Origin of the sequence: Kangiella sp. (genome assembly GCF_048265365.1) — a bacterium.
Classification (GTDB): Bacteria; Pseudomonadota; Gammaproteobacteria; order Enterobacterales; family Kangiellaceae; genus Kangiella.
Genome location: NZ_JBLXBT010000001.1, coordinates 1,876,969 through 1,893,084, shown reverse-complemented (window position 1 = coordinate 1,893,084; position 16,116 = coordinate 1,876,969). Strand labels below are relative to the sequence as shown.

The 16,116-nt window shown below is 42.6% G+C and carries 11 protein-coding genes; all 11 read left to right on the top strand.

The window, feature by feature from the left end; all coding sequences use genetic code 11:
• The 11 genes from ACN0VI_RS08745 (at position 1) to ACN0VI_RS08695 (ending at position 16,082) form a co-directional block, all read left to right on the top strand.
• Complete coding sequence (locus ACN0VI_RS08745) at positions 1 to 351, top strand: PilZ domain-containing protein (protein ID WP_018624994.1); 351 nt, start codon at positions 1 to 3, stop codon at positions 349 to 351.
• Positions 352 to 374: 23 nt separating this feature from the next.
• Positions 375 to 1,160: a TatD family hydrolase gene (locus ACN0VI_RS08740; RefSeq protein ID WP_417446474.1), complete on the top strand. Its 786-nt coding sequence runs from the start codon at positions 375 to 377 to the stop codon at positions 1,158 to 1,160.
• A gap of 49 nt (positions 1,161 to 1,209) precedes the next feature.
• On the top strand, positions 1,210 to 4,065 hold the full coding sequence (locus tag ACN0VI_RS08735; RefSeq protein WP_417446473.1) for a M16 family metallopeptidase: 2,856 nt from the start codon (positions 1,210 to 1,212) through the stop codon (positions 4,063 to 4,065).
• A 187-nt stretch (positions 4,066 to 4,252) separates the two neighbouring features.
• Positions 4,253 to 6,313: a S8 family serine peptidase gene (locus ACN0VI_RS08730; RefSeq protein ID WP_417446472.1), complete on the top strand. Its 2,061-nt coding sequence runs from the start codon at positions 4,253 to 4,255 to the stop codon at positions 6,311 to 6,313.
• Positions 6,314 to 6,514: 201 nt separating this feature from the next.
• Positions 6,515 to 8,980 (top strand): S8 family peptidase, encoded by a 2,466-nt coding sequence (locus tag ACN0VI_RS08725; protein ID WP_417446471.1) that lies wholly within the window; start codon positions 6,515 to 6,517, stop codon positions 8,978 to 8,980.
• A gap of 197 nt (positions 8,981 to 9,177) precedes the next feature.
• Positions 9,178 to 10,011 (top strand): DUF6689 family protein, encoded by an 834-nt coding sequence (locus ACN0VI_RS08720; RefSeq protein WP_417446470.1) that lies wholly within the window; start codon positions 9,178 to 9,180, stop codon positions 10,009 to 10,011.
• A gap of 18 nt (positions 10,012 to 10,029) precedes the next feature.
• Positions 10,030 to 10,926 carry an FHA domain-containing protein gene (locus tag ACN0VI_RS08715; protein WP_331892330.1) on the top strand — a complete coding sequence of 299 codons (897 nt, stop codon included), beginning with the start codon at positions 10,030 to 10,032 and terminating at the stop codon, positions 10,924 to 10,926.
• A gap of 20 nt (positions 10,927 to 10,946) precedes the next feature.
• A complete protein-coding gene (locus tag ACN0VI_RS08710; RefSeq protein WP_417446469.1) occupies positions 10,947 to 14,309 on the top strand; it encodes a protein kinase domain-containing protein in 3,363 nt (1,120 codons plus the stop codon).
• A complete protein-coding gene (locus ACN0VI_RS08705) occupies positions 14,302 to 15,045 on the top strand; it encodes a sensor histidine kinase (protein ID WP_417446468.1) in 744 nt (247 codons plus the stop codon). Before ACN0VI_RS08710 ends, ACN0VI_RS08705 begins: the two co-directional genes overlap by 8 nt.
• Positions 15,042 to 15,680, top strand: a complete 639-nt coding sequence (locus tag ACN0VI_RS08700; RefSeq protein WP_417446467.1) for a response regulator — start codon at positions 15,042 to 15,044, stop codon at positions 15,678 to 15,680. The genes ACN0VI_RS08705 and ACN0VI_RS08700 overlap by 4 nt, the downstream gene beginning before the upstream one ends.
• 3 nt (positions 15,681 to 15,683) lie before the next feature.
• Positions 15,684 to 16,082 (top strand): hypothetical protein, encoded by a 399-nt coding sequence (locus ACN0VI_RS08695; RefSeq protein WP_417446466.1) that lies wholly within the window; start codon positions 15,684 to 15,686, stop codon positions 16,080 to 16,082.
• Positions 16,083 to 16,116: the final 34 nt, after the last annotated feature.

Sequence of the window (16,116 nt, the reverse complement as noted above, 5' to 3'; positions counted from 1 at the left end):
ATGCGGATAGAAAGAACCGGTCCCGGCATATTAACCATCCATGTCGAAGACAAAGAAGACCTCTACAAAGCCTATATGCCATTCCTGGAGAATGGCGGTATCTTTATTCAAACCAATAAAGAATATAACTTGGGCGACGACGTCTTTATGCTTCTTGCCATTATTGATGAGCCAGAAAAATTACCTATTGCCGGTAAAGTTGTCTGGATCACGCCTATTGGTTCGCAAGGTAACAAGCGTGCCGGTATCGGAATTCAATTCAGCGATCAAGACAATGGTCAAACTAAAAACAAAATTGAGAACTTGCTAGCTGGCCGATTGGATTCAGATAAACCTACTCATACGATGTAACCCATCCCACAAATTAATTTCTTATGCTAATAGATTCACATTGCCACCTGGATCGTCTTGATCTGGGTGCATACGATAATGACCTCAATAAAGCTCTAGACTTCGCGCGCGAACGTGGCGTTAAACACATGCTGTGTGTTGGCATCACCATCGATAAGTTCGATGATGTGCGCATGATTGCAGAAGCCAATGATGACATTTCCTGCTCGGTTGGAATTCATCCACTTTATGATGCCGTATCTGAAGCTGACGTTGATTTGTTAGTGGAGAAGTCTAAGCATCCTAAAGTAGTCGCAATTGGTGAAACCGGATTAGATTATTTCTATAATAAAGATCCTGAAAATCATAAGCTACAGCAAGAAAGTTTCCGCAAGCACCTTCGTGCTGCGCGACAAGCAGGTTTGCCGGTTATCGTCCACACTCGAGATGCCCGTCAGGATACGATTGATATTCTTCGCGAAGAAAAAGCACAAGAGTGCGGGGGAGTTTTACATTGCTTCACTGAAAGTCTCGAAATGGCGCAAGCGGCACTAGAGTTGGGTTTCTATATTTCATTCTCTGGTATCGTAACTTTTAAGAATGCCGAAGAACTCAGGGAAGTTTGTCGCAATATTCCTCTAGATAAATTATTAATTGAAACCGACTCGCCTTATTTGGCACCGGTGCCTTATCGTGGCAAAACTAATCAGCCCGCTTACGTTAAAGAAGTAGGGCAGTTTGTTGCTGATCTGCATCACGTTACGTATGACGAATTATGTGAAATCACCTCAAACAATTATCAGAAATTATTTAGTAAGAGTCTTATTTAGTAAATTAGATGTATTGTGCAAGACATAATCTGACAATTAGGACGTATCAATGAAAAAAACACTACTGCTATTATCTTTGTTCTTATCGGTTGCTGCCTGTCAGCACAATGGAACCGCTAACGAGCAACAAGGGAATGAAACGGTTCAGTCTAATGAATCAACAGACTTTAAAATCCCCTTTGAAAAATATCAGCTGGATAATGGTTTAACCGTTATTTTGCATCAGGATAAGTCTGATCCGATTGTAGCAATAGCAACTATTGTTCACGTGGGCTCTAATCGTGAAAAGCCTGGCCGAACTGGTTTTGCGCATTTCTTTGAGCACATGGCTTTTAATGATTCTGAAAATGTCCCGCAAGGCTCTAACCGCAAGCTGATTGAAGAGTTGGGAGGTACCCGCAATGGCGGAACCTGGACTGACGGCACCATGTATTATGAGGTCGTTCCTAAAGATGCGCTCGAGAAGTTGATGTGGATCGATTCAGACCGTCTCGGATATATGATCAACACGGTTACTGACGGGGCGCTTGAAAGAGAAAAACAGGTTGTTAAGAATGAAAAAAGACAGCGTGTTGATAACCAGGCTTATGGTCACACACAACACGTGATTCTTAAAAACCTTTACCCAGAAGGACATCCTTATAACTGGACAGTAATCGGTGATCTGGAGGATCTACAGGCTGCGACTCTTGCCGATGTGAAAGAATTTTATCAAAGGTTTTACGGCCCATCGAATGCCACATTAGTGATTGCTGGCGACATTGAGTTTGATGAAACCAAAGAGATGGTGCAGAAGTGGTTCGGTGAAATTAAACCATCTGAGGGAGTAAAAGATCCTGAGCCAATGCCGGTGGAGCTTAAAGAATCTAAAAAACTCTTTCATCTGGACAATTTTGCAAAAGTTCCAGAGATTCGCTTAACCTTCACAACAGTTGAGCAGTATCACAAAGACTCTTATGCACTGGATGCTCTCGGTGAGATTTTAAGCCGTGGCAAAAGGGCGCATCTTTATAAAGTGATCGTGGATGAACAAAAGCTTGCCCCTTCGGTGGCAGCCTATAATAGCTCTAATGAAATTGCGGGCACCTTCACTATTCGTGTGAGAGCTAATGACGGTGTTGATTTAGATGACGTTAAAAAAGCGATTGATACTGCTTTAGTGAATTTTGAAAAAGAAGGCTTCAGTGATAATGATTTACAACGAATTAAAGCAAGACAGGAAACGTCTTTTTATAACGGTATTTCCAGTGTTTTAAGTAAAGCCTTCCAGTTAGGTATCTATAATGAGTACGCTGGCGATCCTGCGTTTGTTGCTACCACTATTGATAATATTAAGAAAGTGACTCGCGATGACATTATGCGTGTCTATGAGCAATATATTAAGGATCAGAACTTCATAATGACCAGCTTCGTTCCAAAAGAGCAGCCAAAGCTAATTGTTGATGGCTCAATCAAAGCAAATGTGGTTGAAGAGCAGATTGTTCAAGGTGCAGAAGAAGAGTTTGATTCTGATGCAATTGCTGATTATGAGAAAACACCGACCAAGCATGATCGCTCAGAGCCTCCTTTAGGCGAAAGTCCTAAAGTATCGATCCCAGAAATTTCAAAAACTGTGTCCGATAATGGACTTGAAATTTTCAGCATGGAACATAACGAGCTACCTATCGTAAGCTTTGCTTTAAGGATTGATGGCGGTGCCTGGTTAGAAAGTGATGATGAATATGGTGTTGCAAGTTTGCTGGCTCAGTTAATGAATGAGGGTACGGCTTCGAAAACACCAGAAGAGCTGGAAGATGCCATCGGTTTATTGGGTGCGAGCATTCGATTCGATGCTGATAATGATTCTATTTTTGTCATTGGCACAACCTTGGCAAGAAATTATCAGCCAACCATGGACCTGCTTAGTGAAATGCTTTTAAGCCCGCGCTTTGATGAGAAAGAGTTTGATCGTCTGAAAGCCAAGCAGCTCAACAGCATTAAGCAGAGTGAAGCTAGTCCTCTTTCTGTTGCCAGTAGAGCCTTTTATGGTCAGGTTTACGGACAAGAACACCGTGCTGGTATTCCGTTGATAGGTACTTCGGAATCTATTGAGTCAATCAGCCTCGATGATGTTAAAGCTTTCTATGACAAAGCGTTATCACCTAAAAATGCTGCTATACATGTAGTCGGACAAATTACTCATGAGCAAGTGAAAGCAGGAATCGATTCTTTATCGAAAGAATGGAAAGGCGATAGCATTGCTTTGCCTGAGTTTACAGAGCCGAAGACGTTTGATTCGCCTAAAGTATTTTTTGTTGATATACCAGATGCAAAACAATCAGTCATTATTGCGGGTAAAGCTGGTCTGAAAGGTGATGATCCTGATTTTTATCCTTTCACAGTCGCTCAGAACCGTTTAGGCGCAGGTGGTAGTGCTCGATTATTCCAAACGCTGCGAATTGAGAAGGGCTACACCTACGGTGCATACAGCATGATTTCCAAAGCACGATATACAGCACCGTTCCTGGCTTATTCTCAGGTTCGTGCCAACGTTACTTTGGAATCATTGAGGATCTTCAAAGACCTTATCTCTAATTACGACGAAACCTTTACTCAGCAAGATTTGGATACCACCAAGAATCTACTGATTAAGCGAAGTACTCGTGAGTATGAGACTATTGAAAATCTTTTGACCATGCTTAACGAAGTCAGCAAGTTTGATTTGCCATTTAATTTTATCGAAAAAGAGCAAGCCCAACTTGAAGCCATGACTGTAGAGCAGGCCAAACAGATTTATCAAAAGTATGCTGATGAACAGCAAATGATTTATGTCATTGTAGGTGATGCGGCTACTCAGCTGGAACGAGTCAAAGAGTTTGGCTACGGCGATCCAATTATGTTGGATCGAAAAGGTAATCCTCTGTAATTCTCCAGTACGTTTAATGTTCCATACAAGCCACCTTCATTAGGTGGCTTTTTCTTTATAGCTTCTTCCTCTAGGGGAAAACCCCTGCATAATCTGGGGGCTTTACCTAATATCGGATTTCGTTGGATTTGTGCATAGTCGTAGTCGAACCAAAAAATATTATTATTTTGACTACGAGGACCAAACCATGAAACCAACTGTATCAGTAATCACAGCCAGTGTTTTGGCAGCCGTAGCAGGGACCGCTCACGCAGACGCAATTATTGGACCAGAGCTAACAGAAATGTTGCCTACAGCGTTAACACCAACTAAAGTCATTGTCACTACCCATGATCAATCACAATTGAATGATGTCATGGCTAACCTTGGTCAGCCATACTTAGCGATGAAAACGCTTCCAATGGCTGGAGCAACTCTTACTAAAGCGCAAATTAATTCGCTTGCCACAGATGAGCGCGTGAAAAGTATTTATTACGATGCGCCATTAAAGTATTACAACTACAACTCTGGTGAAATCACTGGCGGTCACTATGTCCATGACGTTGAGAACGTCACGGGGCGTGGTGCAACTATCGCCGTACTTGATTCCGGTGTTGATGCGACACACCCCGATTTGCAACTGGGTTCAAAAGTTGTTCAGAACGTAAAAATCGTGGGTGATCTTGATCTTGCTGGCGGTTTGAACCTGTTCCTTGAAGGCGTACCAAACAGTGATACCAGTTCAGGTCATGGTTCTCATGTAGCCGGCACTGTTGCTGGTTCGGGTGCAGCTTCAGAAAATGATGCTCGTCGAGCTAACTATCACGACGGTATTGCTCCTGATGCTACTTTAGTTGGAATCGGTGCTGGTGATGCTATCTCAATTCTTTATGCCATAGCAGGTTTTGATTATGCGATTGGTAATAAAGATAAATATGGCATAGACGTCATCACTAACAGCTGGGGAACTTCAGGCGGAGCAAATTTCGACCCAAATAGCCCAACCAATCAAGCTTCTTATGAAGCTTATAAGCAAGGCATTATTGTCACTTTCGCTGCGGGTAATGATGGCCCTGGCGATAACACACTCAACCCTTATGGTGTGGCTCCTTGGACAATTAATGTTGCAGCAGGTACAGAAAATCGCGACTTGGCAAACTTTTCAAGTCGTGGCGTTGCTGGTGACGAGTTCAAAGCTCCTGATGTCACAGCTCCTGGCAGTAACATCATTTCAACAAAAGCATTGAATACTGCTTTACCTTTATTAGGTCCCGTTCTTGACCCAGAATACCCTGAGTATGACGTCTATTACGCAGGTATGAGTGGTACTTCAATGGCGACACCTTTTGTTGCTGGTGTGGCAGGCCTATTACTTGAAGCAAACCCTGACCTATCTCCTGACCAAATCGAGGATATTATTCGTGATACAGCCGACCCAATGGAAGGTTATGAATATCATGAAGTGGGCGGTGGTCACATTAATGTGAAAGCTGCGGTTGAAATGGCACGAGTCACTGAAGGTAAGCGCGCTGAGTTTTTGGCCGGTAATACCAAGTGGTCAAGTCAGGGTAACTGGAAAGTGGTTTCTGAAAATGACTCAATGATCGACTATGTGTCTCGTTGGAGCACTAAGTCTGACTCTGAGAGCACGGATGGGACTTATCAGGAAAGCCGTCGAAACAATGCTGAAGTTATGTTCAACTTTATCAGCGATAGCATTCAAGTGCTTTATACCGCCAATAAAAAGGGTGGCCATGGTGAATTATTCTTAAATGGTCAAAGCAAAGGTATCATCGACTTTTATGCTCCAGAGACAACAGCAAAATCATTTGTACTAAGCGATTTAGATACGTCACAGGTAAACAGTCTGTCTATTCGAAACGTTGAAGGCACGATCAATTTTGATGGTCTGAAACTGGATGGTCAACTGGTTGATAATGGCACTTCAATCATTACTGAGCAACAAGCCATTAGCGGTAACATTGGTCCATCGGCTGAAAACTTGCAGTTCAATGATCATGTCATCACAGTTGGTGACGATGCTGTAGCGATTGATGCGGTTTTGGGCTGGGGCGGTGTTGCTGACCTCGACTTCCAACTGCTAGATGCAAACGGTACTGTTGTTGCCAGCAGTGCATCTTTGGATAACCCTGAAGTGATTTCTTTCAGACCAGAACAGGCGGGCGACTATACGCTTAGAGTCAACGGATATATCAGTGTTTCAACTGACTACACAATCGATGTAGAGGTTTCAAACCTGATCCAGTAACTGCTCGTGAGAGGCGTTGGGGGCCTTCGGGCCCTCTTTTTTTTAATTTTCCTATCTATTAAACCACAATATTTCTCATTCATGGTTAGGGGTTTTCCCTAGTGAGCTCTGAGTAGTTCCACCAATAGTAAATAAGTCAAAAATGACTTGGAATGAATGACGAAATAAAGCTTATTTAAAAACCAGAGGGGTAGTGTACTAATGAACACACAAATCAAACGACTAGCGCTGGCGGCTACATTAGCTGGCTTTAGCTTAAACGCAACTGCAGAAGCTGTCATTGGCAGTGAGCTACAGCAGAACTTGCAAACTATGTCAGCCACAGACAGTACTATGACCGTGGTGACCTTCGATCAACTTGAACAGCTAGCACCGGAGCAAATCGAATCTCTGATGGATTTGGGAATTACTGAAGGTGTCCAGTTTCAATCTTTACCTATCATTGGTGTCGTAGCAACACCATTGCAAATTGAGCAAATCAGCCAAATGGATGGTGTTCGCTCAGTTTTTGCCAATCGCAATCTTAAATATTTTAATGCTGAAGCGCGCGAGCTTACAGGTGCTGAAAAATTGCAAACTGAAGAGTTTGTGCAACGTAATGGCATTAGCTTTACGGGTAAAGGCGTTACTGTCATGGTCAATGACTCTGGGATTGACGCTACTCATGAAGATCTGGAGTTCGGAACAAAAGTAGTTGAAAACGTACAAGCACTAACGCACGCGCAAGCATTATCCCTTACGGGGTTTAGCGGTGCCTGGGTTGAGGGTCAGCTGAATACTGATCTTAATGTTGGTCATGGTACTCATTGTGCCGGTACGGTTGCGGGTTGGGGAATTAGCTCTGACGGCAAATACAAAGGTGCAGCACCTGATGCTGAGCTAGTCGGTTATGGTTCCGGGGCTGGTTTATCAATTCTTGATGCCTTGGGTGGTTATGATTATGCCATCACGCATATCTATGATTTCAATTCTCCAATTCGTGTGATGAGCAATTCATGGGGTTCTAGTGGTAAATATGAACCGAATGGCCCTATTTCGGTAGCGTCTTATAAAGCCTATAAGCTTGGTATGATTTCGGTATTTGCTGCGGGTAACAGTGGTGCGGGTGAAGATACGCATAATCCTTACGCACAGATCCCTTGGGGAATGTCGGTTGGTGCTGGTACTAAGCAGGGTACTTTGATCGATTTTTCTTCGCGTGGTAAGCGTGATGAAAGCGGTACCTTCACCATGCCTGATGGCACTGAGTGGACTTATCACAATGAAATTTCAGTGGTAGCTCCCGGTGTTGATATTATTTCAACACGCGCAAAAACTAACTTAGTCTCTAATGGCGGTGATGCAGACCTTGATGCAATTGAAACAGAATACCTTCCTTACTACACCATGATTTCTGGTACTTCGATGGCGACACCTCATGTAGCTGGTGTCATTGCTTTAATGCTTGAGGCTAATCCTAACTTAACGCCGCTTGAAACTAAGCGATTGATTCAGGAAACCGCCACTAACATGCCAGGTTATGAAAAGTGGGAAGTCGGCGCTGGTTATGTGAATTCTTATGCGGCCGTTGCCGCAGCACTTAACTATAATCCTGAGCATAGTGCGACTGTCAATAATCTTAATACCTTTAATGGTAACGCGATTGTTCTGCCACCAGAGTCACCGGAGCCTTTCGAGGTGTTGTATTCGCCAGTGGGTGAGCCTGAGGTTCATGAGTTCACAGTAGGCTCTGATGCAGTGTGGGTTTCAGCTTCAGCGGAATCTCTAGCTAACACTATTAAGCTTAAACTTGAAGCTCCAGATGGCACTGAGTATTTCGGTAACTTAACCCTACCGGTATTAACTACATCTATGCGTGTTTCTGCTCCAGCACAGGAGGGTACCTGGAAGTTGTCAGCTTTTGGTTTGACTTCATTATCTGGAGTTGAGGCTGATCCAACGGGTACCACTAACGGTCCTGGTGTCCCTGAAATTGTTAGCGGCGAGATCGGTATTTTCACATCAGGTGGCTACGAAGGTCTTGATGATATAGCGGGACACCCAGCTGAGAACGCTATTCAGTTCGCCACCAGCGAGCGTTTAGTTGATAGCTTTAATGACAAGTTTTTCCGTCCTGATCGTGCATTGAAGCGTAAAGAGTTAGCTCAGTATCTGGTGATGGGCGCAGCAGTACGTCAATATCGCGACTTATTGAATCAGCCTGTAGTGAGTTTTAGTGATGTGGGTAATGAGTTGGCCGCATTTGCTGAATCTGCCAGTGCCAAGGGTGGAGCGTTAAAAGACCGTGTTCAAATGCAACAGCCCGTAATGTTGAGCAATGGCGACAAGTTTCGTCCAAATGACAATGTTAACAGGACAGAGTTAGTTTACTCATTGGTACAAAGTCTAGGATTAGAAACCGAAGCTCAGGCATTCAGTGGTGATATAACCGTGGACTACAATGGTGAAGCTGTACCTGTTCTTGACCAGGACGATATTCCAGCCGAGTTGAGAGGTTATGTCCAATTAGCTCTCGATCTATCAATAGTTGGTGTACGTTATGAGCTAGAGCAGGGTCCTTTTGATTTGCAGCCTAAGTTAGTAGCTTATTTCGAGCCTGGCAATATAATCAGCCGTGCCGAGTATGCTGTATTGATTGGACGTTTTTACGACTCTTATTATCAATAAGTTAACAGAATAAGTTAATATCATATTGAATGTTAACTGTTAGTGATAATAGACAAAAGTAGGCAGGGAAGCCTACTTTTTAATCAATTTGTATTAATGCATTCTTGCTTTAATACATAAATTTAAGTATTTTGAACTAGCGTATTGCATTAGTTATATCTAATGAAATATTTTTCTCACGTTGCGAGGTAATGATGATGACAGCTTTCAAAGCTCTGGCCTTAAGCGTAACCGTTCTATTTTTGGGGGTAGGTTCAATTGCCAGTAAGGCAGACCCTGTGGAACTGACGGTTCAAGGCAATAAAGTTGAAGCGGTAATCAATCTTACAGGGAACGTATCAGCTGATTTAACTTTAACTTTCCAAAACTCCGTTGGTTTAACCGCTGACAATATCGGTATTTCTGCTCAACTGATTGATATTACCGATCTTAACTTATTGAATCGTCTACCAGACTCACTCAATACCAATTTATTGGCAGCCTTTCCAATGCTAATCACCATTGAGCCACCTTCAAATAAGGGTTTTGCTTTTTCGGGATTGGCTACGGTTGATATTCATACCCATAACCTGGAATATTTGCCCGGCACTCCATTGCGGTTTTTTAAGGCTCCGCTAAACGGTCAATTTGAAGATGTTACTGCAACCATGGGATCAGGCAGCTATCGTGCTCGTGGTACCACCGGTAAGTTTTCGCAGTTCTTGATTGTTGCGGATTTAAGACCGGTTCTTACCGTGGTGAATACCAAGTACAATCGTCTGAGCAACAGTCTTGCCGGGTTCTCAACTCAAATTGAACCAGTTCTATACACTCAGCTAAGCAGTAAACTGAGTGAAGTTCAGCAATTGATTACTTCGCAGGATTATGTTCTCGCCAGTAATAAGGTGGACGATTTTAGTCGAATCATTGAACAGGCAGATCAGTCAGATATCCCAAATGTATGGCGCTCCAGCCGTGATATCGACAATGTTGCCGGTGAGCTGATTGCCTATGCCAATACATTGCGATTCAGTCTTCGCCTTGTAAATTAGGTTAGATTAGAGACAACCATGCCTGCAAAAATTACAGTCTGCTATTCAGACAAGCCAGCGAGTGAAGCTTATTTACATGAGCAGTCCGACTTTAGAATTGGTCGGGCTAGCTCCTGTGATTTGGTGCTGGAGCATCCTACTGTTTCTAGACAGCATGCTTTAATGTCGCACCTTGATGATGGTTGGCACTTGAATGACCAGTCCAGTCAGAATGGTACTAAAGTGAATGGTGTAAAAGTTGAAGCCAGCCTATTGAATGGAAATGAGCTAATTTCTGTGGGAGATGTCGATTGCTTATTCGAGTCTAAAACACCGCAACAATTGAAGGCGATTGAGACTCATAATCAGTGGCGATTAGAGCAAAGCAGGATAGTCAATCAAGCGGCTGACAACATGCTATTGGACACCCTTCAAGAGCAGCTCAATTCACTGATTAGCTTGACGGGTACTCAGCGTGGTCTGGTGATGCTTGGCAACGATTTTCAAAGTCTCACAGTGGGTGCTGTGCTTGGTATGTCTGATGCCGACTTTAATAACAGAGCTTTCGAGGGTAGCGTTGGCGCCATGATGAAAGCTATCAATAGCACTAACCCTGTGGTGGCAATGGATGTTAGCCAAGATGCGATGTTGGCAAAGCGTGAGAGTGTTCAACGCAAACAAATCGCGGCTTTGGCCTGTGTACCATTATTTTCTGAAGGTCAGCTGATTGGTGTGGTTTACACCGACAGTAAAGAGTCCAGCAAAGTGCTGACAGAACTTGATATGGATATACTTTCGATTATCAGTCAGCAGATGACTTTAAGTTCTGAAGCTATTGTTTTACAGAATCAAATAACCAACCTCATGAATCGGGTGCCAGAATCAAGAAGTTATGATAGCCTGTTAAATAAACCGATATTACAACTCGTGCATTAACACTATAAGGTTAAGCTTCAATGGTGAATGATGACCCGAAGCAAAGCCAAGATGATTCTGGGGACTTATCAAAGACGCAAGTAATTGAGGACTTTGAAACTCTTGAAACTGGAACCCTTCTGGCTGGACGTTTCCAAGTAGAAAAGCTACAAGGTGTAGGCCGCTTTGGTGCGGTTTACAAAGTAAAAGATTTGCAGCTTGATGTTATGGTTGCGCTAAAAGTTTTACACCCCACCATTTCAAAAAACAAACAGGCTCTTGCTGATTTCAAAAAAGAGATTCTTCTTCTCAGGCAACTATCTCATCCGAACATCGTTCGGGTCCATGAATACTATTCGGATCAAGAGCTGCATTTTTTCACCATGGATTGGATTGACGGTGAGAGTCTAGAACAAAAACTAAGAGTTCACAATAATAAGAGTGGGTCTTTTACTGAGCAACAAATCGAATCGTATCTTAATCAAATTATCAGTGCTTTAAGCTTTGCGGAAAGCCATAAGATTTATCACCGCGATATCAAACCAGAAAACCTACTAATAGATAATAATGATCAGCTTTACCTGGCTGACTTTGGCTTAGCCGTTTTATCAGATGCCCGAAGCCAAGGTGTCATCAGCGGTACTCCCTATTATTTACCTCCCGAATATCTACAAAAGAATGAAGTTCATAGCTCTATCGATCTTTATGCGGTGGGTGTTATTTTTTATCAAATATTTTGTGGTCGCTTACCTTTTGATGCAAACACTCTAGATGATTTAGTTAAACAAAAGCTTCAGGGAGTCGATTCTTTTCCGGTAACAAATAAAGAGTTAAAGAAGTTTAAGCCGGTCATTTTAAAACTAATATCAGCATACACACATTCTCGGTTTCAAACCGCGGAAGACTTACAGAAAGCAATTGACCATGTTCTAATAAAGCAGCCGCCACAATCTAAAATTGTTAAACAATTTGCCTGGATATCTGTTGCGGTTCTTTTAATCCTTGCCGTTATATTCTGGTGGCGTTATCAAGCTCAAACGCCACTGAGTGCTCCACATACATCTCTGGCTATTTTGCCATTTGAAGGCCAAATACGAGGCCAATCAGTCGATGACTGGGTACGATATGGTATTCCTGATTATCTTAATTACCAGTTATCACAAAACTCCCAACTTAGGTTGGTTAATAACGATCGGGTGTTGGAGACGATAGATCTACTTGGTTATCAGGCAGCTCCCAATGACAATCAGTTACTGTTGTTGGCCGATCTTCTGAAAGTGAATAAGATGATTAGTGCAAAACTTATTCCGACTGGTAGTGAAAAGAACACTCTGGTGTTGGAAGTGCTGTCAGTTTCTGGTAATACCATCAGCCGAAGTACAGTGTCTGAAATTACACTTCTTGAAGATTCTGCTGACTCAAACGTTCGTCATTTAGTCACCGACCTGAATAAGTCATTAAGAATCAATCTTGACGTATCTGACGAGACTAGTGAAGGCTTTATTTTACAGAGTGGTGTCCGAGAGTTGATCAAGCAGGGGCAGTGGCAGCAAGCGGCATCAGAGCTCAAAGAATTAATTACTAAACAACCTGATTCTGAACATCTCTGGTTTGAGCTTGGGCACGTATATTTAAATTCTGATGACCGGCAGCAAGCGGAAGCAGCTTTTGCTAAATCACAATCTTTGAGTCCTTTGCAAAGCTTTATTCATATGAGAGCCACCGCAATACTTAATGAACTGGCCGAAAAATTTGAGCTTGCTGAGCAGGTTTATAGGGAGCTAATTGATCAGTATCCGCTTAATATCGATCTTAAGTTTTCACTGGCAGAGCTTTATATCAATACCCAACAATTCCCAGAAGCGGAACAGATACTACAGGAGGTCGTAGAGCTCGACCCTAATCATCCTAGTGCATGGTTTGAATTAGCCAAGGTATCAATCTGGTCAGGAGATGCGCAAACAGCGGTAGATGATTATCTGGTCAAAGCGCTAGTCATTGCCAAGAAATTAAAGGATGTCAACTTTGAAGGTGATGTGCTCAATGCCATGGGTGTTGCTTACCAGCGTTTAGGAAACTTGGAGCTGGCACAAGATTATTATTTGCAGGGATTACACAAACGTAGGGTGGCTAATGATCAAAATGGCATGGCAACCAGCATGTCCAATTTGGCCACAGTACATTCTATTCTGGGGCAGCATGCTGAAGCGACGGAATATCTAGAGCTGAGCTTATCTGTCTATGAAACCTTGGATGATATTGAGGGTGAGGCGAATGCTTACAATGAGCTAGGAATTTTAGCAGAGGAGCAGGGGCTATACGAAACTGCGCTTGAAAATTACCGCCAGGCATTAACACTACGCATTAATCTAGGAGATGAGTGGTTAAAAGCGGAAAGCTTGAATAATATGGGTTTTATCTATTATTTACTGTCTAACCCTGAAAATGCATTAGTCTTTTGGCAGCAAGCGGAGCAGTCTTATCAGAAAGTACAAGATCCTGTAGGGGTTATTAGAGTTCGTGAAAACTTGGGGCAAATGGAGTTAGCCATGGGAAACTGGCGCAGTGCTTATTTTATCTTTGAAAAAGCTCTAGAAGATTCTAAACAGCTTGGTCTGCTCGAAGAAACACTCGTTGCAGAAGCTTATCTAGCAAAGCTGAGCTTTCTACACGGGAACTTTGCACAAAGTCTGCCGAAACTTGAATCACTTTACCAACAGGTGCAAGAGCGCAATGACATTCGTGGAGTGATTGAGTTTGGTTTATGGCTGGCAGACTGGTACTCTTTGACCGGCAACCCTGATTCACTTCAACAACAACTTGAGTCAATCAGCGACTTAGTAATTGATAAAGGCAGTATTGAACAACAGTTCTACTATAAAACATTAGCACTACGTTCTGATGAAGTGCCTGACTCTGAACAGTACTTAGTTGATATGTTTGATAGGACAAATATTCCCGATGGCACTAAATTAAGGTATTTGCTTGATCAGGCCAGGCGCTCTTTAATGTCCAATAGTGAAGACTTTCCTGAGCTTGCCAAAAAAATACGTTTGTATGATATGGCGCTTCATCAGTATGAGTATATTTATCTGCTAGAGTTAGAAGGCGCTTATTTCTATGTTAATAATGAGTGGGAGCAGTTAGAACAATCTTTGGATCTGGCTGATCAACTTATGCGCAGAATGGGGGACTACTGGAGAAGTTTTCAGTTGAATCGTCTGCGGGCATTACTGGTTGAGCAGTCAGGCGAATCGCCAATACTATATCGCCAACGAGCACAAAAACAACTTAATCGTCTGTTAAAGCAATTACCGGAAGACTCACGTTCGGTATTTATAGAACAACAAAATATAGTTGCTTTTGACGATGACCTAATGGAGCTCGGTGTGAATGATGAATAGCGAAAAAGATATTTCAGAGCTGGTTAATGAACTCAGTCAGAAGCAACAAAAGATTGCTCAGGAACTTCTTAGTGGTAATCAACAGATGCGCACTTTGGCTAAGCGAGTCTGGCGTGTTCAAGAAGATGAAAGAAAGCATATTGCTCGCGAGCTTCATGATGGTGTGGGCCAACTGTTAACCGCATTGATCAATCAGCTGCAGCAAATGCATAAAGAAGGGCAACCTGATCCTGAGGAGCTTGATGAAGCTTTGACTCTAGCTAGACAGGCGCTGAGTGATACTCGCGAAATATCTCGATTGATGCGACCTAGAATACTGGATGACCTGGGTTTAATCCCCGCTTTGCAATGGTTGACGCGTGTTATGGGTGAAAAAAACGCTATCGAGATAGAGCTGCATGAGCAAATATCAGTCAGTCTCGATGATGAAACTCAGACACTTGTTTTTAGAGTGGTACAGGAAGCCATAACCAATGCGATTAAGCATGCACAAGCGACGCATATAGACATTACCGTGATTGCAACAGAGCGTATGCTGGTCATTAAGATTAAGGATAATGGCGTTGGCATGACAAAAGAATTGTCTGAGTCTGTCGATGGCTTCGGTCTATCAGCCATGCGTGATCGAGTAACAGCATTTGGAGGACAGTTGATGGTTGAGTCAAAGCCGAACGAAGGCTGTGAAATCAAAGTCATAATCACTGGTGCAATTGGCAATGGAGATAGCTCTGTATGATTCGAGTAATGTTGGCAGATGATCACACCATTTTAAGACAAGGCTTGGTCAGCTTATTAAGTAAAGACGCTGACTGTACGGTGGTTGCTGAAGCATCTAACGGACTTGAGGCGGTTGAAAAAGCATTTGAGACTAGACCACAGGTTGCGGTCATTGATATTTCAATGCCCGAACTCAATGGTATGGAGGTTGTAAAACGCATTCATGACAAGCTACCAGAGTGTAGAATCTTGGTACTGACTATGCATGAAGAGCAGGAGTATGTGATTCATATGGTTAGAGCTGGTGCGTCCGGATACTTATTGAAAGACAGTGCCAGTGAAGAATTGATTGATGCAGTAAAAACGCTGGCCAGCGGTAAAACTTATTACAGTCAATACGCTGCAAGTGTGCTAGCAACTCAGTACTCTCAGCCAGACAAAGAGTGGCAAGACCCCTACAAAAATTTAACTCAACGGGAGCGTGAAGTGTTTCATCTGGTAGTCGATGGCAAGACTACTAAAGATATCGCGCGTGCGCTGGATATAAGTGTTAAAACTGCCGAAAACCATCGCGGCAAAGTGCTGGAGAAGCTAGGTGTGTCTAATACCGCTGAATTGGTTCGCTACGCAGCTAAGCATAATTTATTGGTTTAAATGATGGCAACATTAACAAATTCTACAAGCTCGAAAGAAAGACTAGCATTAGTTTTATCTCCATTAATTACTTGCCTGATACTTTGGGTAACTACTCTAATAATTTCACCTAGCGATTGGATTGCTGAAATCATTATCTTAGTGACATTAATTATAATCTATCCAGCAATGCTATTAACGTTTTTCGCAATAATTAAACCAATCAAAAAAACATTCATCCTGAATCAAGTTACCCTGATATTTATTAGTGTAAATGCTGGGTTTATTCTTTCGGCGACAATAGGCTTTTTATACTTTAAAGCAAGCCCCAGTGAAATATTCGGATTTGGTATTTATGGCTTGGTTATAGCATTGTTAACTTCAGTTTCTTTTGGTCTCATTGCTGGTTATAAGTTTATTTAGATCTGACTAATTGAACACGCAGGGTACTATCACC

Bases quoted from the DNA above. Each gene is read 5' to 3' on its own strand.
- ACN0VI_RS08700 (WP_417446467.1), top strand. From the start codon at position 15,042: ATGATTCGAGTAATGTTGGCAGATGATCACACCATTTTAAGACAAGGC.
- ACN0VI_RS08720 (WP_417446470.1), top strand. From the start codon at position 9,178: ATGACAGCTTTCAAAGCTCTGGCCTTAAGCGTAACCGTTCTATTTTTG.
- ACN0VI_RS08725 (WP_417446471.1), top strand. From the start codon at position 6,515: ATGAACACACAAATCAAACGACTAGCGCTGGCGGCTACATTAGCTGGC.
- ACN0VI_RS08710 (WP_417446469.1), top strand. From the start codon at position 10,947: ATGGTGAATGATGACCCGAAGCAAAGCCAAGATGATTCTGGGGACTTA.
- ACN0VI_RS08715 (WP_331892330.1), top strand. From the start codon at position 10,030: ATGCCTGCAAAAATTACAGTCTGCTATTCAGACAAGCCAGCGAGTGAA.
- ACN0VI_RS08735 (WP_417446473.1), top strand. From the start codon at position 1,210: ATGAAAAAAACACTACTGCTATTATCTTTGTTCTTATCGGTTGCTGCC.
- ACN0VI_RS08705 (WP_417446468.1), top strand. From the start codon at position 14,302: ATGAATAGCGAAAAAGATATTTCAGAGCTGGTTAATGAACTCAGTCAG.
- ACN0VI_RS08745 (WP_018624994.1), top strand. From the start codon at position 1: ATGCGGATAGAAAGAACCGGTCCCGGCATATTAACCATCCATGTCGAA.
- ACN0VI_RS08730 (WP_417446472.1), top strand. From the start codon at position 4,253: ATGAAACCAACTGTATCAGTAATCACAGCCAGTGTTTTGGCAGCCGTA.
- ACN0VI_RS08740 (WP_417446474.1), top strand. From the start codon at position 375: ATGCTAATAGATTCACATTGCCACCTGGATCGTCTTGATCTGGGTGCA.
- ACN0VI_RS08695 (WP_417446466.1), top strand. From the start codon at position 15,684: ATGGCAACATTAACAAATTCTACAAGCTCGAAAGAAAGACTAGCATTA.